Below are 24,268 nucleotides of genomic sequence, written 5' to 3'. Positions count from 1 at the left end.
CGGTGTCTTTACCTGGCTGTGTGATAGTCATTGATCATCTGCAGCACGGTCTTTTCCTCTTTCGGCTGATTGATTCTGCGCTCTTTCGTCTCTCTCTCCGGCTTTTTCATCAATTCCATCACGCTCCCTGGATGTTATTGTTATAATGTACTGCTTATTATACATAGTTGTTATAATACAGTCAACAACTTTTCAGAAATTTTCTAACACGCAGACAGGCAGGAAAATACAGCCTTTGTAAAAACACCCTGCAGCTGTATGCTGCAGGGTGTCGTCGGACTGGAACTATTCATTTAAAATCAGGGAATCCACACGGTCCACCAGATCAACAATCTCCGGTTTGCTGATTTGTGCATCTGCTCCGACTTTTTCCCCTTTATGGTAAAGATCTTCTGTTATCAAAGACGAGAAGATCACCACAGGCAGTGCCTTTAAATCGGAGTCGTCCTTGATCTTGTACGTTAGATGATGACCGTCCATTTTGGGCATCTCCAGATCCGTGATAACCAGATCCGGAAGGGGAAGGTCCCCGTTCTTTCTTGATTCAAGGAAGTCCCATGCCTCTTTACCGTCTTCATAGATATGGGAGTTTACATATCCCGACTCTTTCAGTACATCCTCAAGCATCTGCCTGAGTATCGGGGAATCTTCCACGATCATCAGCTGTTTTTCCGTTCTGTCCTTGTAATTGATGTTTCCAGCCTTGGCCATACTTACCCCGGATTCCGGGGCAATGTCCATGACAATCTTCTCATAATCCAGAAGGAGAGACATATTGCCGTCCATCTTCACAATGCCGATCGTATTGGCATCATACCCCTGTGACAGTTCGCCCGGCTTTTCAATCTGTTCCCAGGAAATCCGGTGAATTCTGGAGACAGCATGAACGTGAAAAGCAACTTTCATCTGATTCAGTTCCGAAATAATGAACTTATCGTGTTCCGGCTCATTAGAAGGTGGATATCCCAGCACTTTTGCCAGATCCACCACCGGAATGACTTCCTCCCGCAGGCGGATAACTCCTTCCAGATGCTCGTGGCGGTTCGGTGTTTCCGTCACTTCCACCGGCTGTATAATTTCTCTCACCTTCAGAACATTGATCCCGAACATCCCGGTGCCGACTTCGAACATTACAATTTCCAGTTCATTTGTGCCGCTCTCCAGTAGGATGTCGGTTTGATTTGTAAGTGCCATGCTTCAACCCCCAACTATTCATATGGCATTAGTACTTTTGTCTCTATTTTACCGAATTAATTGTGATCTGCAAGAATAATTTATACATTTTCCAATAAAATCAAACTTTTCTCCTGAATATCCTGAGACAAAAACCGGCAGTTTGAGACTGCCGGTTTTTCTTTAAAGCATCTTTTTTAAAGGTTAACAGAGACGTCGCCTTCCTCACGAAGCTGTTCGACGAGGGACTGCACCTGTTCATTCTGTTTCTGGGTCGTGAGCTGCTTTTCAATCTGCGGCCTCATATCCTCAAGAGATGGCATCTGGGAGTCAGAAGACGATTCCCCGTCTTCTCCGCCGCCTTCTTCACTCTGGCTGTCTTCTCCTCCTCCCTGGGCCTGTACCATCTGATTGTACATTTCTTTTACTTCTTCATCAGTGATTTCAACTTCGCCGGTTTCGGCTTCCACCAGCTTTTTGAATTTCACCTGCTTGCGGATATCTTCCTGAAGCTCTTTTTCCGATACCTCCTGGGATTCGAGCGTATTCTGGAATTCTTCATCCGAACCGAACTGTTCCTTCAGCGAAGTCAGTTCTTCATTTACTTCTTCTTCTGAAGCGGTAATATCCTGATTATCTGCCTCCTGAATTAACAGTTTCTGTCTGATAAGATGATCCACTGCCATCTGCTGGAGCTGATTTCTCAGTTCTCCGCTCTGGTCCTGTTCTTCAATGTTAATTCCCTGGGACGCATAAGCGTTTAATGAGGATACGTACCTTGTTTCGAATTCGCTTTTTGAAATTTCCTCTCCGTTCACTTCCGCTACAACATCCGGTATATCAGATAGATCGGGCTCCGGCATTTCTTGCTTCTGGGAACCATTTTCCCCGCTGTCCCCTTCTTCATTTGAGGAATCATTACTGCCTTCGCTGGTGGATTCCTCCTGTTGACTGTCACCTGCCTGTTCCTCTCCGCTGTCTGATTCACCATCTCCGCCGCATGCTGAAATAACAGACAGGGATACAGCAAGTGCAGCACCTGCTATCCACTTTTTACTCACATGTATTCTCCTTTCATATCCGTTCTGCTGGGTATTGTAACATATTCCTTATAAAAACTCATACGCCATTCATAACTGCCGTCCCTGAACGCAGTCTGAAAGTTATTTTCCTGTGAGCAGCCACGGTCGTTCTTTTTCCCAGTGAACACGGCCGTCCACTTCGAAGGTATCCTGTACATTCCTGTCGTTCAATACGTCTTTTTTGCCGCCTTTATGGATGATCTCTGCCTCTTTTAATAATAACACCCGGTCAACAGAAGACGGCAGTTCTTCCATATGGTGGGTCACATACAGTAAAGCCGGAGCATCATCCAACGCCATCAAGTCCTCCACTGCTGCGAGAAACTCCTCCCTTCCCTTCACATCAAGTCCTGTACAGGGTTCATCGAGAAGCAGAAGTTTTGGCTCGGCTATCCACGCTCTTGCCAGCATCGTCCGTCTTTTTTCCCCTTGGGAAAGGCTGGCATAAGGTCTGTTTTGGAGATGGTGGATACCGAAAAAGGACATCCAGGATGCTGCCTTCTCGACATCTTCATGTGACGGTGTTTCATACAAACCGACCGAAGCATAGATCCCGCTTAATACCACATCTATCGCACTGTCGCTGGAACGCGTGCGGTAACGATCATCCAGAGCATCGCTGACCCATCCTATATCCCGGCGCAGTGCGGGAATGTCGATTTTTCCGTACTGCCCTTTCCAGCTGTAGACAGAGCCGGAAGTCGGCCAGACATATCCTGCAATGACCTGAAGCAGCGTTGTTTTGCCGGATCCGTTCAGACCCAGCATCCCCCATTGTTCTCCCTGTTTTATTTCAAATGTGATATCTTTCAGTCTGGCGGTGCCTCCCGACATGACATCAACGTGATCAAACGTTATAAGCGGTGGTGAAAGGTCCATGTTATTTCCCTCTCTTTATCGGTTACACTTTATATGTAAATATAACAGATCGAGCAGATAATTTACAGAAATACCGACAGCAGCGAAAAATTTTAAATTTTTTAAAACTCCTTCACATCAGAGCTGAATGCCTATTACTCTTTTTATATCATTTGACTTTTTATGAAAAAATGTTAAGTTAAATTTGTTAAAAAAATATTTAATTAATCTAATATTGTTAACAAAAAGGGGGCGAGATCGAAACGTGTGTGTTAAGACCATTGTTTAACCATGATCTTTACGGTACAGCCACTCATACGTTATCTTTTGAGCATTCTACAAATCACGAAAAGTAAGGGGTATCAATGAATATGATGAAAAAGACAATGACTTCTGTTTTATTTGCAGCAATGTTAACAGGCCTTGCCGCCTGCGGCAGTGATGATTCCGAAAACAGCGCAGAAGAAGCAGACAGCGGGGAGCAGAACACCGAAGAAAACAGCGGATCAGACGAAAGCGGTAATGAAAGTTCAGGAAGTGAATCCGGCGAAAACGCGGAACCGCTGCAGATGGCGCAGATTAACTGGGCGGAAAATATTGCCGTTACGAATATGTGGAAAGTTATTCTGGAAGACAAAGGATATGATGTTGAGTTAAATAACCTCGATATGGGAACGATTATGAAATCCCTGTCTGAAGGCGGACTGGACATCAACCTCGAAGTATGGCTGCCTGTGCAGGACAAAAACTATGTAGATGAGTATGGCGACGAGGTCAACTTCTCCGATGAAGTATGGTATGAAAACGCCAAGGTTGGGCTTGTTGTGCCGGAATACATGGAAGATGTAAACAGCATTGAAGATCTGAACGACAACGTGGAGAAATTTGAAGGTGAAATCACCGGTTTTGATCCAGGTGCCGGTACCATGGAAGTCACAGAAGAGTTGATTAACGAATACAACCTGGACTATGAACTGCTGCCAAGTTCAGAGCCGGCCATGCTAGAAGAAATCAATCAAGCTATTTCAAATGAAGAACCGATTGTGGCTCCACTCTGGAGTCCGCACCGTGTCTTTTCGGTACATGACCTGAAATACCTTGAAGATCCAAAAAACACTTACGGTGATTCCGAACAGATCCATCATGCAACCAGACAAGGATTTGCCGACGAATATCCTGAGCTTGACCAGTGGTTTAAGAACTGGAAAATGAGCGACGACGAAATCGGTACGTTAATGGTTGCTGTCAATGAAGCAGAAAAACCGATTGACGGAGCGGAAAAGTGGGTTGAAGAAAACCAGGACCTTGTTAATGAATGGATTGAAGAATAAAGAGGCTGGGACAAAACCTTTATAAAATAGAAAAATGCCGAACGATTTTTTAAAATCGTTCGGCATTTTTCGTTCCTAAGGGAAACCACTTCGCCCAAATCCTTCGCTTTCCGCGGGCACGGCTCAAATAGAGGAAGATCGGCTAAGAGCGGCACGTCCTGGCGGGCGCCGACCTGACCCGCATCCTGCGGGCCCTCGGAAGAAAAGCCCTTCCTGCGGGGTCTTGAGAATCGTGCTGTTCTGAGCAGGAATCGAAGCATTTTGGCTCCGCTACGATGTGGCTTCTAAATAGCGATACAAGACATTCGTGTTTTCTTCTGCCTATTTTACTTTTGTCCCAGACTCTTTAACAGCAGTCGCTGCCGGGTGCGCCATTCATAACAAGGCCCGGTTCTCCGTCTTCAGAGGTTTCCACATCGAGTGTTACCCCTTCGACATGCGAAAGTATCTGCTGTTCAATCGCAACAGGAATTCCGTTAACATTCTGTTTAATATCATCTTCTGCCGGCTCATCCAGAGCCAGCCCAACGTTTGGGCCGCTTCAGCCCATACCGGAGAAAACCACACGAATGGCATCCGCCTCGTGTTCCACCATAATTCCCTGAATAAACTGTTTCGCCTGATCTGAAATCTGCATATGTCTCACCTCTTTCTTCTCTTCCATTCTAGAGGATACGGACAGGTTTGAAAAGAACGATGCCTGACTTTCCTAGCGTTCCCGGAACGATAAAAAATTTGCTCCTGCAATCCCTTTTACTGTTTTTTCATCAAAACGTTTCAGCAGCCATTCAATCAAAGCAGGGTAAGATGCCGGGGAATCCATTCCTGTCACCGTTTGGGAAATACCATCAAAATCAGAACCGAATCCGATGATGGTATCTGCACCTACACGGCATAAGTGTTCCACCTGCCTGCCGAAATCGGAAAAATCCGCACGTTCCGTCCCGTTCATAAAAAATGGATAAAATGTAAGTCCGATAAATCCGTTTCGTTCGACGAGGGCACGGATCTGTTCATCGTTCAGGTTGCGCGGATGGTCATGCAGGGCGCGCACGTTTGTATGGCTGACCGCGGTCTTGCCGGCATGAGGCAGAGCGTCCCAGAAACTTTTTTCATTCAGGTGGGCGCCGTCAAGCACAATGGAGTGATCGTTCATCCATTCAATGATTTTTTTCCCTTTTTTCGTCAGACCATATTGATTCGACTGGGCGCTTCCCGCCGCCAGCTCATTTTTTTCGTTCCAGGTTAACCCGGCCATTTCCAGGCCTGCTTCTTTGAGTTTATTCCATTCCTCCAGATCATCCCCAATAAGCGAAGCCCCTTCCAAAGACAACATGAAACGTGTCTTATCATGTTCTTCATGGATCATTTTCCGAAAAATATGAAGTTCCCTCCGTAAAAGATCAACCTGGCGGCGGCGCGGCTGGGAAGGAGGTACAAAGATAGCTGCGTTCTGCAGCTTCACCCCTCCTTTTGTCAATGTATGCCGGTTCACAACAGGATTATCGTTCTCCGCCGATTTCCATAACACATCACAATGCGCGTCTGCAGTAAACATAATGCATCGAATCCTTTTTTTGAACTATGTTATGCACGGGGCGGAAAAACGTTTCGTGTCATGTTTACACCGGCCGCAATCGTTTCATTTCTGTTTTTCAGCATCCAGCCGAGTGTCGGATGATGATCCAGCACCGGATCCGGTTTCAAATAAAACATGGAGGCTTCATCGGCATAGGCATAGACCGGCGGATTCGTATGATGAGCTGGTTCTTCCAGAACCAGATGGACGTCCACGTCCCCTTCTCACGCTCCGGACCACGCCGCTTCCACTCTCAGCGCGGCATAAGTACTGTACCGGACTGCAGCATTCACTCCTCTGTCTGTTACGGCAATCGTATTCATGAGTTTCCCCTCCTTTTCTTCTTACAGGGAATAAAAAACTCCCACGACGAATGGGAGTTTTTTCTATGAAAATGTCAACGGCAGCGGCCGTAACGTTACTTTCACACGTTCAGGAATCGTACCTGACCTTTTTCCTTCGAGTAAGTGCTGGTACATTTTTTTTCCTGCCACGGCATTTGCTGAATGTATTGTAATACGATCCGGAAACTGATTACTTTCCAAAAGATACAAAACAACTTCAAACCCATTGGCTCTATTACTCCCCAGATCATGATCGAGGGATAAATGAGAAACAGGTTTATCATCCTGCAGCAGCAGAATGCATTCCTCTGCTGTCTTAACAAGAATATGATCTTCAGGTCCAGGCCTCACATCATCAAGGAAAATATTTCGTCGTTCCATATAAATCATCCTTTACTTTACATAACATACCCAGGAACTGATCTATAGTGATGCCTTGTTTTTTTATTTTACCAAAATGTCAGTCATAACCCAACAAGGTTATAGTAAGCGGGCGATCTCCTGTATGGTTCTTCCCACTTTCTCTTCCAGCAAGATCGGCAGCATTGACCAGAAAGAACATTTTATCATAGGAGAAATACGCTTGCGTTTGTTCCATACCCGGTATGCCTTGAATGCTGCAATTCACGAAGAATGCCCCACATTTTATTTTTCTAGAACACGTCACGTTTAAAATACCGCAGACGCTCTTCTTTTCCGATAAAAAGGTTCTTTTCCGTCATTTTCTCGCTCCCTTTTCTGTACTGCCAATGTAACAACCAATTACTATTAGAAAAACCGGCTCTCCAGGACGCCGGTTTCTTAAAGCAGAAAATCTTTTTCAAACAAATAGGAATACGGTATGTCGATAAATACATACAGGTTTTCATTGATCGGATACGAATAGGTCCGTATGCGTTCTTCTTTATGAATGTCCGTATAAAGATCCGACAATATCCCTTTTTTCTCAAAATTCATCCGTACAATATTCTCCAGAAAATAAGGACGCCAGCTCCAGTTTCGGTTTCGTTCTTCAAAATAGTACTGCCATGTTCCCTCCTCATCCAGTACCGCATTTCCGGACTGCTGGAAGCCTTCATAGTTACAGATATACACACGAAACGTTATATCTTCCAGATTCAAGGCAATATGCCGTGTCAGTGCGTCAATGTCTTCCACATCTTTTCTTTCGTTCAGCGTCTCCTGCAGTCGTTTGGATAAGGTGTCGGTCAGTTCAATCTGTGTTTCTATTTTCTTTTTTTCAAAGAAAAGAAAATGATTAAAATCCTTACGCAATGTTTCGGTAAATGTCTTTTTGTCCAGAAAAACTTTTCCCGGCCTGGCAAGATAGGTCCCTTGAAAATAGCGGGCTCCATGCTTCCAGGCAAAGTGAAGCTGGTTGAATTCATTAATGTTTTCAAAAAGCAGAGACGCCCCGATTTTTCGCGAGAGAACGGATAAAGAGTGCAGCGCTTCGCGGTACATTTCCGGAAACGATTGGTCTTCCAGAAATTCCAGGTCCACCTTCACGATATCAGGGTTTAGATAGGCAATTTCATCCAGAGGTGTGCTGCTTTTACCGACATCATCCAATGCAATGCGGATCCCCATGCTCTGCACGTATTGAATAAAATGTTTTAACCTGGAAGCATCTCCTTCAAATTCATGTTCTTTCAATTCGAGCACGATCCGGGAGAACAAAAGGCCGTGCTCCTTATACGAAGACAACCGCTGAAAAAAATGTTCGCCGCCATCAGTCAGGATAAGATCAACATCGATGTTCAGAAAAATGTGTTCGCTGCGGCTTTCCTCCAGCAGATAAGTCAGTGCCTGATGATGAATATGTTCTTCTATGTCTCTCCGGTATTCTTCCGGAATCGATGTATCCTGAAAAAAGGACCGGAGACTCAGCATGCTTTCTTCATCCTCGTAACGTCCGAGCACTTCATATCCCATGATGTCCTGCCGGTCTGCGCTAATGATCGGCTGCAGGTACGGCCGGACATTCTGTTTATTCATCACGATATCGAGTGCATCCATCTTCATCACCTTTACTTTTCGTACAATCTGCGAAATACAAAAGCCTGTATAAACAATCTGTTATACAGGCCGGACAGGTGCATACACGTTATGCAAAATCATATGGTGTCTGCTGATATACAAAATAGTTCAGCCAGTTTAGAAATAATAAATTGGAATGGGCGCGCCAGCGCAGCGGAGGATGCAGAAGATGATTATCCTCCGGAAAATAATTTTCAGGAATTCTTGTCGAAATCCCCCGGCGTGCATCCCGCTCAAACTCGTCCCGCAGCGTTTCCGCGTCATATTCACTGTGCCCGGTAATGAAAATCTGCCTGCCGTCCCGGGATGCAGCAAGGTATACCCCGGCCTCTGTGGATTCAGACAAAATTTCAAGTTCCGGAACGTTGTCTATATCTTCTCTTCTTGTTTCTGTATAACGGGAATGCGGTGCATTGAACACATCATCAAAACCTCGTAACAGGCTGTGGTTCGGGTTGTATATCTGATGTTGAAACACACCAAACAGCTTTTCTTCCAGAGGGTGCTTGGGAATGCCGTAATGATAATACAGCGCTGCCTGAGCACCCCAGCAGATGTGCAGCGTCGAGGTTACATTGGTTCTGCTCCAATCCAGAATTTTTTTCATTTCCTCCCAGTAGTCCACTTCCTCAAACGGAAGTTTCTCCACCGGCGCCCCGGTGATGATCATCCCGTCAAACGTACGGGTACTGATTTCGTCGATCGTTTTGTAGAAAGCCGCCAGATGTTCCTGCGGCGTGTTCTTGGAGCGGTGGGTATCAGGATGAAGCAGGGACACATCAAGCTGCAGAGGGGTGTTCCCCAGCATTCTTAAAATCTGCGTTTCCGTTGTTTCCTTTAACGGCATCAAGTTTAAAATAAGAATTTTAAGAGGGCGGATGTCCTGTGTATAGGCACGGCTCTCATTCATGACGAAAATATTTTCTTTGGTCAATATATCCTTTGCCGGTAAATGATCGGGTACTTTTATTGGCATACGTCTCTCTTACTCCTTATTCTATTTCTATTCCGTAGAATCACGTATCTTAATTCTACAAAATATCACGGAATAAAAAAAGAATCAATGTTACGCAAACGGCGTCTGCCCCGATTCTAGTCAGGAAGAGCCGCTTTTGCCGCCTGGAGTAAGATCCCATACTGCGATTCCGCTTCCACTGTGATTGGTATAGGACAATTCATAATGATTTGATTCATCGACCGCAAACGCAAGTGTCCCTCTACGTAGTCCGCCGGCCCGGATTTGTCCGCCGACAAGGCGCTGGTCATCATAGGAAGAGCTGTATTCATAGGTGTGTCCATCCGCATCTGTCACGAGTGTATTGAACAAAGGAATCTCACGGGGCTTTTCTGTTAGATTGAGAAACGAGATGTCTGCAACCAAAACCTGTGATTCCTTTTCATCTGAAAGATATGAGTCATGGACAGTTATTCGAAAATGACCGACTTCCGCGGATTCCCCCGTTTCAAGAAGATGTTCAGCGCTGGCCGATACCGTCTGCTGAAACGGTTCCTTTTCACCGGCTGTACGCTGGGACTGAATAAACATCCCGCTGAAAATTCCTAAAATGAGTATAAGCCCGAGCAGCAGCAAATATCTTTTATCCATTCCCTCTCCTCTCCATTTCTTCCGCAGGCAGCTTCGCTGTCACAGATGTATGTTCTTGCTGCGCGTTTCATTTCCACCAATCATCGTGGACAGTAACCGGCAGCTGCCTTTTATGTTCCGTCTGCTGATACCTTTGGATAATTTGTTTTTCCACCTTCGGATCGATGTCCCTTCCTTCGAGAAAATTATCAATCTGATTATAGGTGAATCCAAGCGCTTCCTCATCCGGAAGTCCCGGCTTATCACTTTCCAGATCGGCTGTAGGGACTTTTTCGAATGTCTCGGAAGGAGCGTTCAGCTTTCTCAGAAGTTCTTTTCCCTGGCGTTTGTTTAAACCGAACAAGGGAGCCACATCACAGGCACCGTCCCCATGCTTGGTGAAAAATCCGGTTAACGCTTCCGCCGCATGATCCGTTCCGAGAACCAGACAATTGAATTCCGCCGCAATGTCGTACTGAACTTTCATGCGTTCCCGCGCCTTTGTATTACCTTTGTTGAAATCGCTCATCTCCCTGCCCACAGCTTCTTGGAATGCTTCTTCCGCTGCGTCCACCGCTTTTTTTATATTTACGGTAAACGTCTTATCCGGAGCAATGTAGGTCATGGCTGCAGCAGCATCTTCTTCATCGAACTGCTTTCCATACGGCAGGCGCAGAGCTGCAAAAGTATACGATTTTGATTTTTCGTTATTCAATTCCGTTACCGCCATCTGGGCAAGCCTGCCTGCCAAGGTAGAATCCTGCCCTCCTGAAATGCCGAGAACATAGCCGTCCGCTCCGGTATGCTTTAAGTAATCTTTAAGAAAGGCTTTTCTCTTTTCAATCTCTATTTCCGGATCAATCGAAGGTTTTACTTCGAGTGCTTCTATAATAGACTTCTGTTCTGCCTGCATCCTGTTTCCCTCCTGTTTTTCTTTTATATATTTACCTGTTCCACCTGCATGTTAAACGTAATCGGAGGATGTTTCTGTAAACCGCTTTAGTTGCGAAAGCTGCCCCTCTTTTTTCAAAACGGTGATCTGTACAGAGCCGAGCAGATCAAAATGGGGGTAGGACGCGCGGTCATGAATCCATTCCGGTTTGAGACCGTGCTTTCTTCCCCATTCTTCCAGTTTATAGATATTTGCACATCCTGCTTTTGTTACAGATTGATGCTCAGGGAAACGCCTGTCATACCAGAAATGGGTGATAAAAGCGATGTCACCGTTCAAGACATTCTGTTTCCACTCATCCAGTTCCCGCCTTGTAATCCCGAAAGCCATAGGTGTGCTGCGCTCCTTTCATTTTATATCATATCTGAATCATTTCGTCAGAAAACAGGATAGAAAATGTCACAGAACCATTATGTTTTATGACGTTCATACGCCTCATGCCAGGAAGGCAGGTGCTTTTTGATGGAAAGCGGACGAAATGTCTGCTGATCCACACACACGTGCGTGCTTGTTCCTTCTGCACACCGGTCTCCAGCCTGATTCATTACACGATACCCGTAAATAACCCGCAGGCCGTCGTATTTTTCAATCCAGGTATGCAATTGTACCTGATCTCCGTACTGAATCGGAGTCTTATAATGCAGATCAATGTGAACGACAGGTGACACAATACCTGATTCCTCCAATTCTTTATACGTAAATCCCAGCTTCTGAATCAGGTGGGTGCGTCCCAGTTCACACCAGACAACATAATTGGAATGATGGACAATACCCATTTGATCTGTCTCTGCATACCTCACTTCAATTTCCGTAACCGCTTCTATCATGCCTTTCATTCCTTCTTTCCGATTGTTTGTAAAGCCAGGCGGCGTCAACGTCACCGACAGTAAGATAACGAAGTTCTTTTTCCGAAGAAGGCGGCTCTTCTGCTAACCGGAGCGCCTGCTGCTGGAACATTTCTTCACTGACATCTTCTGCGAATCTGGCGTTACCGGACGTATCCATTTCTTCATACATGGCACCCAGCTTTTGTCCGGCTTCATCGTCCAGTATATATCCGTACCGGCGGCAGTATTCTACCGTAATACGCACAAGATCTTCCGGTGAAAAGGGAGGAAAAGTAAACATCTTCTTAAAACGGGAGTCGAGACCGGGATTCATCTGAAATAGTTCTTCCATTGGTCCCTGGTATCCAGACAAAATGACAACGAGATTTTCCTCCTGTTTTGTCATTTCCTCGACAAGCGTATCCAGTGCTTCCCTTCCAAAATCCGTTTTAGCATAACCGCCCAGAGCATAGGCCTCATCGATGAAAAGAACACCACCAAGCGCCTCCCGCACTTTCTGTTTTGTTTTCACAGCCGTCTGTCCGGTATATTCTGCCACAAGGTCACTTCTTCCGGCAACAATGAAGTGACCACGTTTCAATAGTTCCAGCTCCCGTAAAATATCAGCATAAATCCTTGCCACCGTTGTTTTTCCCGTTCCCGGAGGACCGCTGAAAACAGTATGAAGCTGCACCGGCGCAGTAGGAAGTCCTTTCTGCCTGCGTTGTTTCTGGACATATATATATGCGGTCAGTTTTTTTATTTCCTGTTTTACTTCGTCCAGGCCGATTAAGTTATCGAGGCGTTCCATCGGTGAACGGTCTTCGTCCTGCCTTTCCTCCAATACCGGATCTTTGACATCCGACTCCGTAAGAAAAGCATAGTCCTCCAATTCACCGTACGATTCGTTTCCTACCGCTGCCCCTTTTTGAAAAACAGCATCCATGACAATATTTTTAACAGATCTGGCATTACCGAAACTTTCATCCACCCGTATCTTTTCTATTCGTTTTCGTAATTCTTTCAGGGCGTCCTCCTGAATGACAAAATCATTATCAAGAGCTGTCTGTTCTGCTATCCGGACTAATTCTTCCATCGAGTAGTCAGGCAGATGAATGTGATTACTTTCCGGGAAACGGCTCCGCAGTCCCGGATTGGACCGTAAAAACTGTCTCATTTCGTCCGGGTAGCCGGCCATAATAACAGCAAAGGTTCCGGCATATTCACTGCTTGTCATGGCAGTAATCAAAGTGTCTACCGCTGTCTGCCCAAAATCATTGGCTCCCATCCCATCCCGTTTCAAACTGTAAGCTTCATCAATAAAAAGGATACCGCCTACGGCTTCTTTGACGAGATTCATCGTTTTCTCCTCTGTCTGCCCGACATAGGCACCGACGAGGTGGGAGCGGTCTGCTTCGAGTACCTCGCTATGCTGAAGCAGACCGAGCTTTTGATAGATTTTTGCAAGAAGATGGGCAAGCATGGTTTTTCCAGTCCCCGGGTTTCCGGTTAAAATCATGTGGAGACTGCGTTCGTCATGAAGCCTGTACCCTTTTTGTTTTCTGATTTCCTGGTATTGAAGGTAATGATACAGACGGTGAACCCTCTTCTTAACACTTTGCATACCGATGACCTCCTGGAGTGCAGCAAGTGGATCCTCCTCTTTTTGAAAAGAAAGTCCGGCATTGTCCATCACTTCCTGCCACTGCTCAAAACAATCGGAAAGATCAGCCAGTACGGTTTTCATCCGTTTCACCTGTTCCGGTGAATAAAAAGTACCGGAAACCGTATTCAGGTATTCCTCTGCCGCATAGGCCAAATCATGATAAGCTGATAATCCCTCGTCAACCAATCTGCGCACAGCCTGCAGATCAACGTTGTAGACGTCTGCTGCAGATTCCAGGTTTTCATCTGGTTCGTCTATCCATCCCTTAATTTCTCTCAGATCCTCTATCTCCTGCCGGGCTGTATATCTTAATTGTTCGGCTGCTTTCTTCCTGGCACTGCTCTGATCAGTTTCCCGTATCGAAGGCAGTCTCCTGGTAAATGCTTGATCTTTCATATGGTAGAGAAACTGTACTCTTGATAGCTGCAGCAGCACCGGCTCATCAGAAGACAGTGCTTCTCCTTTCTGCATCCATGTTTTTACCAGTGGATCAAACCGATGATGCTGCGAAAACCGCTCCCTCGCCATCAACCCGTAAAGTTTGGCTGCAAGTTTGCGTTCCTGCGAATTCTCTACGCTCAATGCATCCAGCCAGGCCCGGGCGGTTTCCAGTGATACAGAATCCTTTCCGGTTTCCCATTCCGCAGTCTTCGTCAGCGCCGTTTGATATGTTTCTTTATTCACTTTTCCACCCGCTCCCTTCTATGGCCTGAATATTGGGAAAGCACTGCAACGAAAATAGAACTGTCTCTTCAAACATTATCTTTTTCCTGTTCAGCAACATAAAACTTTGGATGCCATCTGCGTACAATCATAACAAACTGAACACCAAGCATACCTCCTACGGTGTTCAGTAATACATCGTCCACATTCGCAACACGATGTGTAAAAATAAACTGGTTTATTTCAATAAATACAGAAAGTATCACAGAAAAAACCAAAACAAGCCACCATGCTTTTTTCCTGTGATTCATTAACAAGGCTGCCAGCAATCCAAAAGGAAAAAACATAATAATGTTGCCGCCGAGTATTACGATTGGATCGATAAAATCCGTGCTGTAAACAGCGATCCGGTAAATGCTTTCAAAAAGATCAAGATTGTAGTTTCTTCCGCCCGGACCAGTCGGACCATAAGACGAACCGTGGTCCCAGGCGAGCAGTGTAACGTAAAACAAAACGGACAGGTAAAGGAGAAGCAGGATCATAATAATCGGTTTCTCCTTTACCAAGGTCCGTATGCCATAAATGAATTGATGTATATGTAAATGTTTCATTCGCCCACTCCTGAAAGTTCACTGCCTGTCCCTTCTTCTATTATCTGTTCTGCCTTCCTGTTTGACAAGTGAAATGATGTTGTAATTATGAAGGTACTATAATTATAAACCATTACGGTACGTGAAATTTTATTTTTCAAAAAAAGCAGCCGGACCCCTGTAAGGTCCGGCATGCGTTTATACTTTCTTTTCTCCTTGGGCTTCTGCCAGCTTGTCACGAAGAACAAGCTGTAAAATGCCGCCGTGACGGTAATAGTCCATCTCCACATCGCTGTCAAAACGGGCTACCGCTTCGAATGTAGTAGATTTGCTTCCGTCCTGGGAAACAGCTTCCACCTCTACAAGTTCATGAGGCTGGACGTTGTTATCAATTTTTACATTGAATGTTTCTTCCCCGGTTAGTCCGAGTGTTTCTGCATTTTCGCCTTCTTTAAATTGAAGAGGAAGCACTCCCATCAGTACAAGGTTACTGCGGTGAATCCGTTCAAAACTTTCGGCAATTACTGTTTTAATCCCGAGAAGGTTTGTTCCTTTGGCTGCCCAGTCACGGGAACTTCCCATGCCGTAGTCTTTCCCGGCAATAACCATAAGTCCGGTGTTGTCTTCTTTATACTTCATGGCAGCGTCATAGATAGCCATCACATCGCCTGTCGGCCAGTACGTAGTATAACCACCTTCTGTGCCTGGAGCAAGCTGGTTTTTGATCCGGATGTTCGCAAAGGTACCGCGCATCATTACTTCGTGGTTCCCCCGTCTGGAGCCGTACGAATTAAACTGTGCCGGTTTCAGCCCTTTTTCCGTCAGATACCTGCCGGCGGGACTGTCTTTAGCGATAGCACCTGCCGGTGAAATATGGTCGGTTGTAACCGAATCGCCGAATTTACCAATAACCCGGAGCTTGTTAAGCGGCTTGATATCTTCTGGATCCTCCGACATTTCTTCAAAAAACGGCGGATTCTGGATATAGGTTGACTCTTCGTCCCAATCATACAGCTGAGGATTGTCGTCCGACTGAAGTTTATTCCAGCGTTCATTGTTATCAAATACGCTCTCATATTCGTCTTTAAAGAGCTGCGGAGATACGTTGTCATGAACAAAATTCTTGATTTCTTCAGCGGAAGGCCAGATATCTTCAAAATACACATCGTGGCCGTCTTTATCTTTGCCGAAGGATTCACGGTTCATATCAAAGTTTACATTTCCTGCCAGTGCATATGCCACAACAAGCGGCGGAGAAGCAAGATAGTTCGCTTTAACCAGCGGATGAATCCGACCTTCAAAGTTGCGGTTTCCGCTGAGCACGGATGAAACGAGCATGTCGTTATCAGCAATGGCTTTTTCAATTTCTTCCGGAAGCGGGCCGCTGTTCCCGATACAGGTCGTGCAGCCGTAACCGACGAGGTTGAAGCCGAGGTCATTCAGGTACGGCATCAGCCCGGAATCTTCCAGATAGCGGGTGACGACCTTGGAACCCGGAGCCAGAGATGTCTTTACATACTCCGGAACGTCCAGACCCTTTTCCACAGCTTTTTTCGCCAGCAGACCGGCTCCGATCATGACATATGGGTTGGATGTGTTCGTACAGCTTGTGATGGCCGCAATGGTTACAGCACCTGTTTCAAGCTCTGATTCCTTCCCATTTGGATGTGTCACCTTTACTTTTTTATCCACATCTTCGGGCGCCAGACCGAATCCCTGGTTTCCAGCCGGTGCTGTTAGCGCCTCATTGAATGTCTTTTTCATTTTGGACATCGGGATCAGATCCTGCGGGCGTTTCGGACCGGACAGGCTCGGCTCGATGGTGGAAAGATCGAGTTCTACAATTTTCGTGAATTCAGGCTCTTCTCCACCATCCTCATAAAACATATCGTTGGCTTTCGCGTACGCTTCAACCATTTCAATGTGTTCTTCGGACCGTCCGGTGAGACGCATATAGTTCAACGATTCCTCGTCTACCGGGAAGAAACCACAGGTTGCACCGTATTCCGGAGCCATGTTGGAAATGGTGGCGCGGTCGGCCAGCGGCATTTCTTTCAGTCCCGGGCCGAAAAACTCAACGAATTTGCCAACCACATTGGTTTCACGAAGAAGCTGTGTCGCTTTCAAAGCAAGGTCTGTAGCAGTAGCGCCGTTTGGCAGGGAGCCTTTCAGACGCACGCCGATGACTTCCGGAGCCGGGAAGTAAGATGGCTGCTGCAGCATTCCAGCTTCAGCTTCGATGCCGCCGACGCCCCAGCCGAGAACACCGAGTCCATTAATCATGGTCGTATGTGAATCGGTGCCGACAAGCGTGTCCGGGAATGTGTCGGTTTCGCCGCTATCTGTTTCTTTTGTGTGAACAACGGATGCCAGGTACTCGAGGTTGACCTGATGGACAATACCGGTAGCGGGCGGAACAGCACGGTAGTTGTCAAAGGCTTTGGTTGCCCAGCTGAGCAGCTTGTAGCGTTCTTCATTCCGCTCAAACTCAAGGTTCATGTTCCGCTCCAGTGAATCCGGGGTGCCAAACCGATCCACCTGCACGGAATGGTCGACGACAAGATCAACCGGGATGGCCGGGTTGATTTTGTCAGCGTCGCCGCCGATGTCTGCCATTGCCTTGCGGAGTGACGCAAGGTCCACTACTGCCGGAACACCGGTGAAATCCTGCAGAATAACGCGCGAAGGTTTAAACGGAACATCTTCCGAGCCCCCGTCTTCCTTTCCCCATTTAGCAAGACTTTCCACATGTTCTTTTTTAATAACTTTGCCATCGAGCTGTCTTAATACAGATTCCAGCAGCACTTTAATGGAATACGGCAGTTTCGATACATTTGCGACGCCTGCCTCTTCCAGTGCTTTAATGTCGTAATAGTGATACGTACTGCCGTTTGACGTAAAAGACTTACGGGCGTTGAATACATCCTGGTAAGCACTCATATGTAGTCCCTCCTCTTAAACTATGATATAACAGCTACGGGAAAAAGTCGAAAAAAATGCATTTCTCTCTCCGTTTGTCAAAAAGCTAAGTTTTCCCTACCTAAGAATAGCAAAACTTGAATGAAATATAAATAATTTTTTTCGAAAAAACCGGAACCCCGGCCCCGGTATCACTCCGATTGTTCTTTTCGTTCAAGTGCGCAAAGTGCCGCAGCAGCTTCTTCCATGTCATTCTGCGTCATCGTGCGCATGTCCAGAACAATTTTTTCATCGTTCACCCTGGCTGCTACCGGGGGTTCGGATTCGGTGCGGAGAAACGCTGCTGCGGTTTCGGCGGGCCATATTTCCGGTACCACGGAAACAACAGCTGTGGAAAGCTCTACTTCCGGCATGGTTCCTCCGCCGATTTTCGAATGATCGTCTTCGATGGCTGCCCTCCAGTGTGAAAAATTCAAAAGGCGTAGAAAGGTTTCAGCGCGGGCCTGCAGTTCTTCTTTTGTCTCCAGTACCATCTGTACGGCCGGTATCTCTGTCTCCCTGTTTGTGATATATGCTTTCAATGTTTCTTCGAGTGCAGCCAGCGTCATTTTATCCACACGGAGCACCCGTGCGAGCTGGTGTTTTTTCAGGGCATCGATCCATTTTTTTCTCCCTGCGATAATTCCTGCCTGCGGGCCGCCCAGAAGCTTGTCTCCAGAAAACGTAACAAGGTCGGCCCCCGTCGCCAGTGCTTCCTTTACTGTTGGTTCATTTCCGGCTCCGTGCTGTTTGAAATCATACAAGGCGCCGCTTCCCAGGTCCTCGTAAACGATCATCTCTCCCGGTTCTTCTTCAGCAATCTCTGTTAATTCAGAAAGCGGCACTTCTTTGGTAAACCCTATCGTCTTAAAATTACTCGTATGTACTTTCATAAGCATTGCCGTTTCGGGACCGACAGCCTGTTCATAATCACTGCGGTGGGTTTTATTTGTCGTTCCCACTTCCACCAGACGTGCTCCGCTTTCTTCCATAATGGAAGATACCCGGAAGGATCCGCCGATTTCAACGAGCTGCCCGCGCGAAACGATAACCTCTTTTTTTTCAGCAAGTGCTTTTAATACCATAAACACCGCCGCAGCATTGTTGTTCACGACCATCGCCGCTTCCGCACCGGTTGCCGCCTGAATCAGGTCTTCGAGAATGTCATGGCGTGAACCTCTGCGCCCGGTATCGGTATCATATTCCAGATTGGAATAGGAAGATGCTGCTTCCGCTGCTTTTTGTACTGCTGCCTCACTTAAATTGGCGCGGCCAAGATTGGTATGAAGAATCGTACCGGTGGCATTAATTACCCGTTTCAACCGGCTGCCGGAAAACGTGCCAAAGCGCTCCTCGAGCTTCCGGATTAGATACGTCTCTACTTCCTCTCTGGAGGAAAAATCCGGACCAGTCTCCTGAAGCCATACTTCCCGCAGCTGATTTATTTCTTCGCGCAGCCAGTCCGTTAACAGACTGGCGCCTCCCATCTCCTTCTGCATCTGAATAAATCTGCTGCTCTTCTGGACATCATGAACTGGCGGAATCCATCTCAGCTTTTCTTTCATCACCCGGTCACCTTCTTTTTCTTTTCATAGTAAGGCAAAAAAACGGCCGGTCTGAAAACCGCGCCGCTGTCTGCCAGTATCTGTTCTACTTCCCTATTTCTTCAACCAGCTTATCTTCATCCGGGAACGTTCCCTTTTCTTTTTTGGAATAGACCTTTTCTCCATCCACGGTCACTTCAAACACTCCGCCGGAACCGGTAATAAGCTGGATCGAATCAATGGCTGATTTGTGAACATCATATAGTTTATCCGCGAGACCCACGGCTTTTGGCGCATAGTTTCACTGCATGCAGAATTCAATACTGATCTTCATATCCATCTTCCTTTCTCTATCCGGTATACGCCTTCATTTTAGTGTATTGTTTGTGTTCATGCAAACAAACAGATTATACTTAACACAAGATGATTGCAAGGAGGTGGACGTAGTGAGTGAAGAAGAACGCATTAAACTGACAAGCCTTTCCTCAAAAGCAGGTTGAGGCTGCAAAATTGGTCCTGAGGACCTGACGCAGGTGCTGCGTCACTTACCTGAAAGAGAAAAAGACCCGAACCTTATCGTAGGCATGGATACGTCCGATGACGGCGGTGTCTATAAAGTAACCGATGATATTGCTCTTGTGCAGTCTGTCGATTATTTCACCCCCATCGTCGATGATCCGTACATGTTCGGACAGATCGCTGCAGCCAACGCATTAAGTGACATATATGCGATGGGCGGTAAACCGGCTACCGTTCTGAACATCGTCGGTTTTCCGATTAAGGAGCTTCCCGACGACATTCTTGCAGGAATGATGAAGGGCTCTGCCGACAAAGTATATGAGTCCGGTGCCACCATTGTCGGCGGTCATTCGATTGATGACCAGGAGCCGAAATACGGTCTTGCCGCCACCGGTATCGTCCATCCAGATAACGTATGGGCTAATCAGGGGGCACGCCCTGGAGACGCTCTCATCCTGACCAAACCGATCGGCGTCGGCATTATGACCACCGCGATTAAACGGAGTCTCATCCGTCCGGAGCAGGAGGAGAGAGTGACGAATGTCATGGCGGAGCTGAACCATACTGCCGCTGAAACGCTGAAATCCTTCCATCCTCATGCTGTTACCGATGTCACCGGTTTCGGACTGCTCGGACACGGATTTGAAATGGCGGAAGCCTCCGGGGTCACCTTCACTTTTTATTCAGGGGATGTCCCCATCCTTGAAGGTGCAGCAGAACTTGCAGAAAAAGGTGTCATGCCGGGCGGATCCAAAGCCAACGCCTCCTATCTTGCGGAGCATATATGGAAAGCAGATAGTGTAACCGAGCGTACCGGAAACATGTTATGCGATGCGGTAACATCCGGAGGCCTCTTGGCAGCTATGGATCCCGCCGAGGCAGAAAACTATGTGCAGGCCATGCATGAAAAAGGGAAAACCGACACCACGATTATTGGTTTCGTTGAAGAACGCCGGGACCATGCCATTCATGTAACGTAAATGTATAAAAATACCCCTTCCTCAACAAAGGAGGAAGGGGTATTTTTATGCATGGATTGCCTTGCCGTAAAGCATTTCAAGATTGTCACTGTTCAGTTCTTCAGGCGGTCCGTCATAAATGATTTCTCCATTGGACAGCCCGATAACCCGGGTGGCAAATGACCTTGCCAGTGCCACATCATGGACGTTGATAAGAGACGTCAGCTGTTTTCTGTCATGCACATCCTTTAATAACGTAAATACAGATCGCGCTGTTCCCGGATCGAGGCTCGCGACAGGCTCGTCACCGAGAAATACGTCGGGCTCCTGCATCAGCGCCCGTGCAATACCGACACGCTGTTTCTGGCCGCCGCTTAAAGCTTCCACCCTTCGATCTGCCATCGCTGCCAGTCCGACTTCTTCGAGAACTTCTTCCGCCTGCTGTTTTTCCGAATTTGTAAAAAATCCGGCAAAATTAGCAAGCGCCCGTCGTTTACCAAACAGGCCGGTCAACACATTCTGCTCCACCGTGAGCCTTGGAATCAGATGAAAATGCTGGAAAATCATGCCTGTCCGACTGCGCCATCTGCGTTTTTCCATCTCGGACATCCTTTTTAGATCCTTTCCCTCACTCCGAACGCTGCCTTCGGTTACCGGCTGGAGGGCGTTTATGGTGCGGATTAATGTTGACTTCCCGGCACCGCTCGGGCCGAGGACACACACAAATTCACCGGGATCCAGCGAAAGATTCACTTGATGCACCGCAGGTTCTTCAGTTTTTGGATAATAAACGCTTACTCCGTCCAGCTTAATCATTTCCATCCCTCGTTTCCATCAGGCTAAATAACACGTTTGCGGACGAATGCGCCGAACAGATCCACCGCAATAACAAGAAGCATAATAAACAGGACTTCCACTGTGACAGCGGTATAGTTGAAGCTGTTAAAGTCATTGATCAGTTTCTGACCGATGCCGCCGCCGCCGATAAAACCGAGAATGAGCGACGTCCGTATCGCCACTTCAAAACGGTAAAAGTAATGGGACAAAACGTTCGGCCAGATCTGGGGCACCACTGCGAAAAGATTGCCGATCCGCCGGCCCGATCCGACCGATTTCATCGCTTCCTGAGGTCCCGGATCCGCCGCTTCAATGAGCTCCGAAATCAGCTTCCCGAGTACTCCGATGTTATGAAGCAGAATCGCAATGACGGCAGGAAACGGGCCGAGCCCCAATACCACCACAAAAATGAGTCCGAACACAATTTCAGGAATGGATCGAAGCACGGACAGAAAAAAACGGAGCAGGTAATACAGTACCGGATTCGCTGCCGTATTCTTCGCTGCGGCAAAACTGAGCGGAACCGCAAGTAAAAGCGCAAAAAAAGTACCGAGAAATGCGATGGCAAGCGTTACGAGAACAGGATCAACCAGGCTTGGGAGTATATCCCACGAAGGCGGTAAAAACTGTTCACGGAGGAAGGTTACCGCATTGCTGAACTCCCGGAAGTTCCGCCACTCAAATTCTGTTTTCCCCATGCTCCACCATGTGAACAGTATCAGAAGCAGTCCGTACAGCCACGCTCTTTTTTTAAACCAGGTCATGTTTTTGCTCCTTTACTCTCCGCTCGCTGTGCCTAGTCTTCCACCGTATCCATATTCAGCATTCCAAAGTCTTCCGCCGCCTGGGCGATATCTTCATAGTGGCTGTGATCCGTCTCGACAAACGATGACGCACCGCCGAAGATGTCCAGAATTTCTTCATCTTCAATACTGGTGAAAGCATCCTGGAACTGCTGTTTCAGGTCGTCGCTCATTCCTTCACGGGCCGCCCATGGATACTGATAAAGCTGGTCGGATTCCCAGATCTTTTTTATCTTGCTGTCATCAATCGTACCCTCATCAACCAATTCATTGTAAATCGCGCTGTCGATCGCGCCGGCGTCAACTTCCTGGCTTTGCACGGCATTGGCTGTCACATCATGGGATCCGGTATAACGGACAGAGGCAAAATCATTCTCATCTTCCGATTCAAACACGCCGCGATCCCTCAACTCCAGTCCCGGCATGAGAGATCCGGAGGTGGAAGATACACTGCCGAAGGCAAAATCAACCTCTCCCGGCTCTTCAAGCATTTCGTCAAGGCTGTCCCAAGGCTGGTCAACATGGGAAATAATATAGGAGTAGTAATACGGTTTCCCGTCGATTTCCTGGGTCAGAATCGCTTCTGCACCGCTTTCAGCGTTAGCAATGACGTACGTGAGCGGCCCGAGATAAGCGAGGTCGATGTGACCGAAATTGAGAGCTTCCACGACCGCATTGTAACTAGGATAATGCTCGACTTTCACTTCCTGGTCGATCGAGTCATTTAATACACCTTCCAGAGCATCCAGACCATCCTGCATTTCACCGGCCGACTGAGCCGGTATTACGGCCACTTCCAGTGCTTCCCCGGAGTTACTGCTTCCGCCGTTTCCCCCTTCCTGTCCTGCGTTTTCCTCTGCATCATCTTCCCCGCCGCATGCACCGAGCAAAAGTGCCGCAGACGCGACCATGCCGATTAATGACTTCTTCATTGCTATGTACCCCCTGTTTCGATTTCTTCATTAGACTCATTCAAAAATAGAATAAGATTGCGTACACACGCTATCATTGTTTACGATAAATGTAAAGAAAAACGCAGCACCCCTTGCATCACACTACTTTTCACAAAGCAGGTGAACCTATGAACGAAAAACAACTGCAACTGTTTGTCGAACTCGTTCAATGCCGGAGTTTTTCCCGTACCGCAGAAAACTTAAACACTTCCCAGTCAACGGTTACCAAGCAGCTGCAGGCTCTGGAACATGAACTCGGCGCTCCTCTGATACAGCGCCAGCAGGTTGTTCCGACCGAGGAAGGAGAGATGGTGCACGAAAAAGCACAGCATTTTCTTCACGAATGGGGGGAACTGCGACGCACCTGCAGGCAAAGAGGAGAGAACTACACCCAAACCCTCCGGATCGGGGCAGGCACCACCCCGGGAACGTATTTTCTGCCGGATTTATGTAAGGAATGCCATCACCGCTATCCCCACTGGCGGCTTCATCTGCATATTGATGACTCTGAGGCTGTACTTCAGCTGCTCGAAGACAATCAGATAGATGTCGCCGTGACAGGGAGAGAGGCAGGAACCTCCCGGCTAGTTTCCAGTGCATTCTGGAAAGACCGGCTTGCCGTCATCGCCCCCCCAGGAGAAGATCCGGAACCGTTTGACTGTTTTTCCGAATTAAAGGCGCGGTCCTTTGTCAAACGGAAACAGGCCTCCGGGACGTACCAGGCAGTGGATGAAGGGTTAAAAAACTGGGGAGGCTCCCTTGCCTCCCTGGAAACGGCAGCTGTCGTTCCAAACACGGAAAGCCTCGTATCCTTAGTGGAAGCCGGCGTCGGTTTCGGGTTCTTATCTGAATACGCTCTTCCTTCAGCCGAGGCTGCAGGATGTGTATTTAAAGGATACCTTCCGCACGAACGCAATTTCCACCTCGTCTACGACAGGAGACATCAAAACGATTCCCTCATCCAGGCTTTCCTCGAGGTGGCGGAACATCACTTGTTTTAGTCAC

22 protein-coding genes and 1 pseudogene are annotated in these 24,268 nt (G+C 47.3%); 3 read left to right on the top strand and 20 right to left on the bottom strand.

Annotated elements, in window-relative coordinates; genetic code table 11:
• Positions 1-285 precede the first annotated feature (285 nt).
• From ACW9JV_RS08985 to ACW9JV_RS08975, 3 genes are all read right to left on the bottom strand, one after another.
• Positions 286-1,194, bottom strand: a complete 909-nt coding sequence (locus ACW9JV_RS08985) for a chemotaxis protein (RefSeq protein WP_457333434.1) — start codon at positions 1,192-1,194, stop codon at positions 286-288.
• A 176-nt stretch (positions 1,195-1,370) separates the two neighbouring features.
• Entirely contained in the window at positions 1,371-2,234 is an 864-nt protein-coding gene (locus tag ACW9JV_RS08980; protein ID WP_457333432.1) for a SurA N-terminal domain-containing protein, read from the bottom strand.
• Between the two features lie 102 nt (positions 2,235-2,336).
• Positions 2,337-3,134 carry an ABC transporter ATP-binding protein gene (locus ACW9JV_RS08975; RefSeq protein WP_457333430.1) on the bottom strand — a complete coding sequence of 266 codons (798 nt, stop codon included), beginning with the start codon at positions 3,132-3,134 and terminating at the stop codon, positions 2,337-2,339.
• Between the two features lie 344 nt (positions 3,135-3,478).
• On the opposite strand from ACW9JV_RS08975, the gene ACW9JV_RS08970 reads away from it, so the two are divergent.
• Complete coding sequence (locus ACW9JV_RS08970) at positions 3,479-4,444, top strand: glycine betaine ABC transporter substrate-binding protein (protein ID WP_457333428.1); 966 nt, start codon at positions 3,479-3,481, stop codon at positions 4,442-4,444.
• Positions 4,445-5,153: 709 nt separating this feature from the next.
• Here the strand turns inward: ACW9JV_RS08970 and ACW9JV_RS08965 are convergent.
• From ACW9JV_RS08965 to ACW9JV_RS08900, 14 genes and pseudogenes are all read right to left on the bottom strand, one after another.
• Positions 5,154-6,002, bottom strand: a complete 849-nt coding sequence (locus ACW9JV_RS08965; RefSeq protein WP_457333426.1) for a dipeptidase — start codon at positions 6,000-6,002, stop codon at positions 5,154-5,156.
• Positions 6,003-6,031: 29 nt separating this feature from the next.
• Entirely contained in the window at positions 6,032-6,238 is a 207-nt protein-coding gene (locus tag ACW9JV_RS08960; protein WP_457333424.1) for a hypothetical protein, read from the bottom strand.
• A gap of 171 nt (positions 6,239-6,409) precedes the next feature.
• Complete coding sequence (locus tag ACW9JV_RS08955) at positions 6,410-6,748, bottom strand: cyclic-phosphate processing receiver domain-containing protein (protein WP_457333422.1); 339 nt, start codon at positions 6,746-6,748, stop codon at positions 6,410-6,412.
• Between the two features lie 420 nt (positions 6,749-7,168).
• Positions 7,169-8,386, bottom strand: a complete 1,218-nt coding sequence (locus tag ACW9JV_RS08950) for an EAL-associated domain-containing protein (RefSeq protein ID WP_457333420.1) — start codon at positions 8,384-8,386, stop codon at positions 7,169-7,171.
• Between the two features lie 88 nt (positions 8,387-8,474).
• Positions 8,475-9,383 carry a homoserine O-acetyltransferase MetA gene (gene metA, locus ACW9JV_RS08945; RefSeq protein ID WP_457333418.1) on the bottom strand — a complete coding sequence of 303 codons (909 nt, stop codon included), beginning with the start codon at positions 9,381-9,383 and terminating at the stop codon, positions 8,475-8,477.
• Positions 9,384-9,503: 120 nt separating this feature from the next.
• Positions 9,504-10,013, bottom strand: a complete 510-nt coding sequence (locus ACW9JV_RS08940; RefSeq protein ID WP_457333416.1) for a DUF4352 domain-containing protein — start codon at positions 10,011-10,013, stop codon at positions 9,504-9,506.
• Between the two features lie 67 nt (positions 10,014-10,080).
• Positions 10,081-10,905 carry an ammonia-dependent NAD(+) synthetase gene (gene nadE / locus ACW9JV_RS08935; RefSeq protein ID WP_457333414.1) on the bottom strand — a complete coding sequence of 275 codons (825 nt, stop codon included), beginning with the start codon at positions 10,903-10,905 and terminating at the stop codon, positions 10,081-10,083.
• Positions 10,906-10,956: 51 nt separating this feature from the next.
• Positions 10,957-11,274, bottom strand: a complete 318-nt coding sequence (locus tag ACW9JV_RS08930; protein ID WP_457333413.1) for a hypothetical protein — start codon at positions 11,272-11,274, stop codon at positions 10,957-10,959.
• An 80-nt stretch (positions 11,275-11,354) separates the two neighbouring features.
• Entirely contained in the window at positions 11,355-11,771 is a 417-nt protein-coding gene (locus ACW9JV_RS08925; RefSeq protein WP_457333411.1) for an acyl-CoA thioesterase, read from the bottom strand.
• On the bottom strand, positions 11,746-14,121 hold the full coding sequence (locus tag ACW9JV_RS08920) for an AAA family ATPase (protein WP_457333409.1): 2,376 nt from the start codon (positions 14,119-14,121) through the stop codon (positions 11,746-11,748). The genes ACW9JV_RS08925 and ACW9JV_RS08920 overlap by 26 nt, the downstream gene beginning before the upstream one ends.
• A gap of 68 nt (positions 14,122-14,189) precedes the next feature.
• Positions 14,190-14,711 (bottom strand): VanZ family protein, encoded by a 522-nt coding sequence (locus ACW9JV_RS08915; RefSeq protein WP_457333407.1) that lies wholly within the window; start codon positions 14,709-14,711, stop codon positions 14,190-14,192.
• A 177-nt stretch (positions 14,712-14,888) separates the two neighbouring features.
• On the bottom strand, positions 14,889-17,630 hold the full coding sequence (gene acnA, locus ACW9JV_RS08910) for an aconitate hydratase AcnA (RefSeq protein WP_457333405.1): 2,742 nt from the start codon (positions 17,628-17,630) through the stop codon (positions 14,889-14,891).
• A 170-nt stretch (positions 17,631-17,800) separates the two neighbouring features.
• Complete coding sequence (selA, locus tag ACW9JV_RS08905; RefSeq protein WP_457333403.1) at positions 17,801-19,213, bottom strand: L-seryl-tRNA(Sec) selenium transferase; 1,413 nt, start codon at positions 19,211-19,213, stop codon at positions 17,801-17,803.
• Positions 19,214-19,298: 85 nt separating this feature from the next.
• Positions 19,299-19,481: pseudogene (locus tag ACW9JV_RS08900) on the bottom strand (Rdx family protein); the annotation flags it as partial.
• A gap of 157 nt (positions 19,482-19,638) precedes the next feature.
• Here ACW9JV_RS08900 and selD point away from each other — a divergent pair.
• Positions 19,639-20,691, top strand: a complete 1,053-nt coding sequence (gene selD / locus ACW9JV_RS08895; RefSeq protein ID WP_457333401.1) for a selenide, water dikinase SelD — start codon at positions 19,639-19,641, stop codon at positions 20,689-20,691.
• A 45-nt stretch (positions 20,692-20,736) separates the two neighbouring features.
• On the opposite strand, the gene phnC is transcribed toward selD, so the two are convergent.
• Genes phnC through phnD form a run of 3 tightly spaced genes read right to left on the bottom strand, consistent with a single transcriptional unit; the run spans position 20,737 to position 23,242 of the window.
• Complete coding sequence (gene phnC / locus ACW9JV_RS08890) at positions 20,737-21,486, bottom strand: phosphonate ABC transporter ATP-binding protein (RefSeq protein WP_457333399.1); 750 nt, start codon at positions 21,484-21,486, stop codon at positions 20,737-20,739.
• A 23-nt stretch (positions 21,487-21,509) separates the two neighbouring features.
• Positions 21,510-22,271 (bottom strand): phosphonate ABC transporter, permease protein PhnE, encoded by a 762-nt coding sequence (gene phnE, locus ACW9JV_RS08885; RefSeq protein ID WP_457333397.1) that lies wholly within the window; start codon positions 22,269-22,271, stop codon positions 21,510-21,512.
• Between the two features lie 32 nt (positions 22,272-22,303).
• A complete protein-coding gene (gene phnD, locus ACW9JV_RS08880; protein ID WP_457333395.1) occupies positions 22,304-23,242 on the bottom strand; it encodes a phosphate/phosphite/phosphonate ABC transporter substrate-binding protein in 939 nt (312 codons plus the stop codon).
• 149 nt (positions 23,243-23,391) lie between these two features.
• Here phnD and ACW9JV_RS08875 point away from each other — a divergent pair, with 149 nt between their 5' ends.
• A complete protein-coding gene (locus ACW9JV_RS08875) occupies positions 23,392-24,264 on the top strand; it encodes a selenium metabolism-associated LysR family transcriptional regulator (RefSeq protein ID WP_457333393.1) in 873 nt (290 codons plus the stop codon).
• Positions 24,265-24,268: the final 4 nt, after the last annotated feature.

The sequence above is a fragment of the Salibacterium sp. K-3 genome (genome assembly GCF_054052005.1).
Note: the sequence above shows the minus strand (reverse complement) of the source record. Positions and strands in the feature narration are given on the sequence as shown.

Bases quoted from the DNA above. Each gene is read 5' to 3' on its own strand.
- selA (WP_457333403.1), bottom strand. From the start codon at position 19,213: ATGAAAGAAAAGCTGAGATGGATTCCGCCAGTTCATGATGTCCAGAAG.
- ACW9JV_RS08975 (WP_457333430.1), bottom strand. From the start codon at position 3,134: ATGGACCTTTCACCACCGCTTATAACGTTTGATCACGTTGATGTCATG.
- phnC (WP_457333399.1), bottom strand. From the start codon at position 21,486: ATGATTAAGCTGGACGGAGTAAGCGTTTATTATCCAAAAACTGAAGAA.
- nadE (WP_457333414.1), bottom strand. From the start codon at position 10,905: ATGCAGGCAGAACAGAAGTCTATTATAGAAGCACTCGAAGTAAAACCT.
- ACW9JV_RS08915 (WP_457333407.1), bottom strand. From the start codon at position 14,711: ATGAAACATTTACATATACATCAATTCATTTATGGCATACGGACCTTG.
- ACW9JV_RS08965 (WP_457333426.1), bottom strand. From the start codon at position 6,002: ATGTTTACTGCAGACGCGCATTGTGATGTGTTATGGAAATCGGCGGAG.
- ACW9JV_RS08950 (WP_457333420.1), bottom strand. From the start codon at position 8,386: ATGGATGCACTCGATATCGTGATGAATAAACAGAATGTCCGGCCGTAC.
- ACW9JV_RS08955 (WP_457333422.1), bottom strand. From the start codon at position 6,748: ATGGAACGACGAAATATTTTCCTTGATGATGTGAGGCCTGGACCTGAA.
- ACW9JV_RS08970 (WP_457333428.1), top strand. From the start codon at position 3,479: ATGAATATGATGAAAAAGACAATGACTTCTGTTTTATTTGCAGCAATG.
- phnD (WP_457333395.1), bottom strand. From the start codon at position 23,242: ATGAAGAAGTCATTAATCGGCATGGTCGCGTCTGCGGCACTTTTGCTC.
- ACW9JV_RS08985 (WP_457333434.1), bottom strand. From the start codon at position 1,194: ATGGCACTTACAAATCAAACCGACATCCTACTGGAGAGCGGCACAAAT.
- phnE (WP_457333397.1), bottom strand. From the start codon at position 22,271: ATGACCTGGTTTAAAAAAAGAGCGTGGCTGTACGGACTGCTTCTGATA.
- ACW9JV_RS08875 (WP_457333393.1), top strand. From the start codon at position 23,392: ATGAACGAAAAACAACTGCAACTGTTTGTCGAACTCGTTCAATGCCGG.
- metA (WP_457333418.1), bottom strand. From the start codon at position 9,383: ATGCCAATAAAAGTACCCGATCATTTACCGGCAAAGGATATATTGACC.
- ACW9JV_RS08925 (WP_457333411.1), bottom strand. From the start codon at position 11,771: ATGATAGAAGCGGTTACGGAAATTGAAGTGAGGTATGCAGAGACAGAT.
- acnA (WP_457333405.1), bottom strand. From the start codon at position 17,630: ATGAGTGCTTACCAGGATGTATTCAACGCCCGTAAGTCTTTTACGTCA.
- ACW9JV_RS08940 (WP_457333416.1), bottom strand. From the start codon at position 10,013: ATGGATAAAAGATATTTGCTGCTGCTCGGGCTTATACTCATTTTAGGA.
- ACW9JV_RS08930 (WP_457333413.1), bottom strand. From the start codon at position 11,274: ATGGCTTTCGGGATTACAAGGCGGGAACTGGATGAGTGGAAACAGAAT.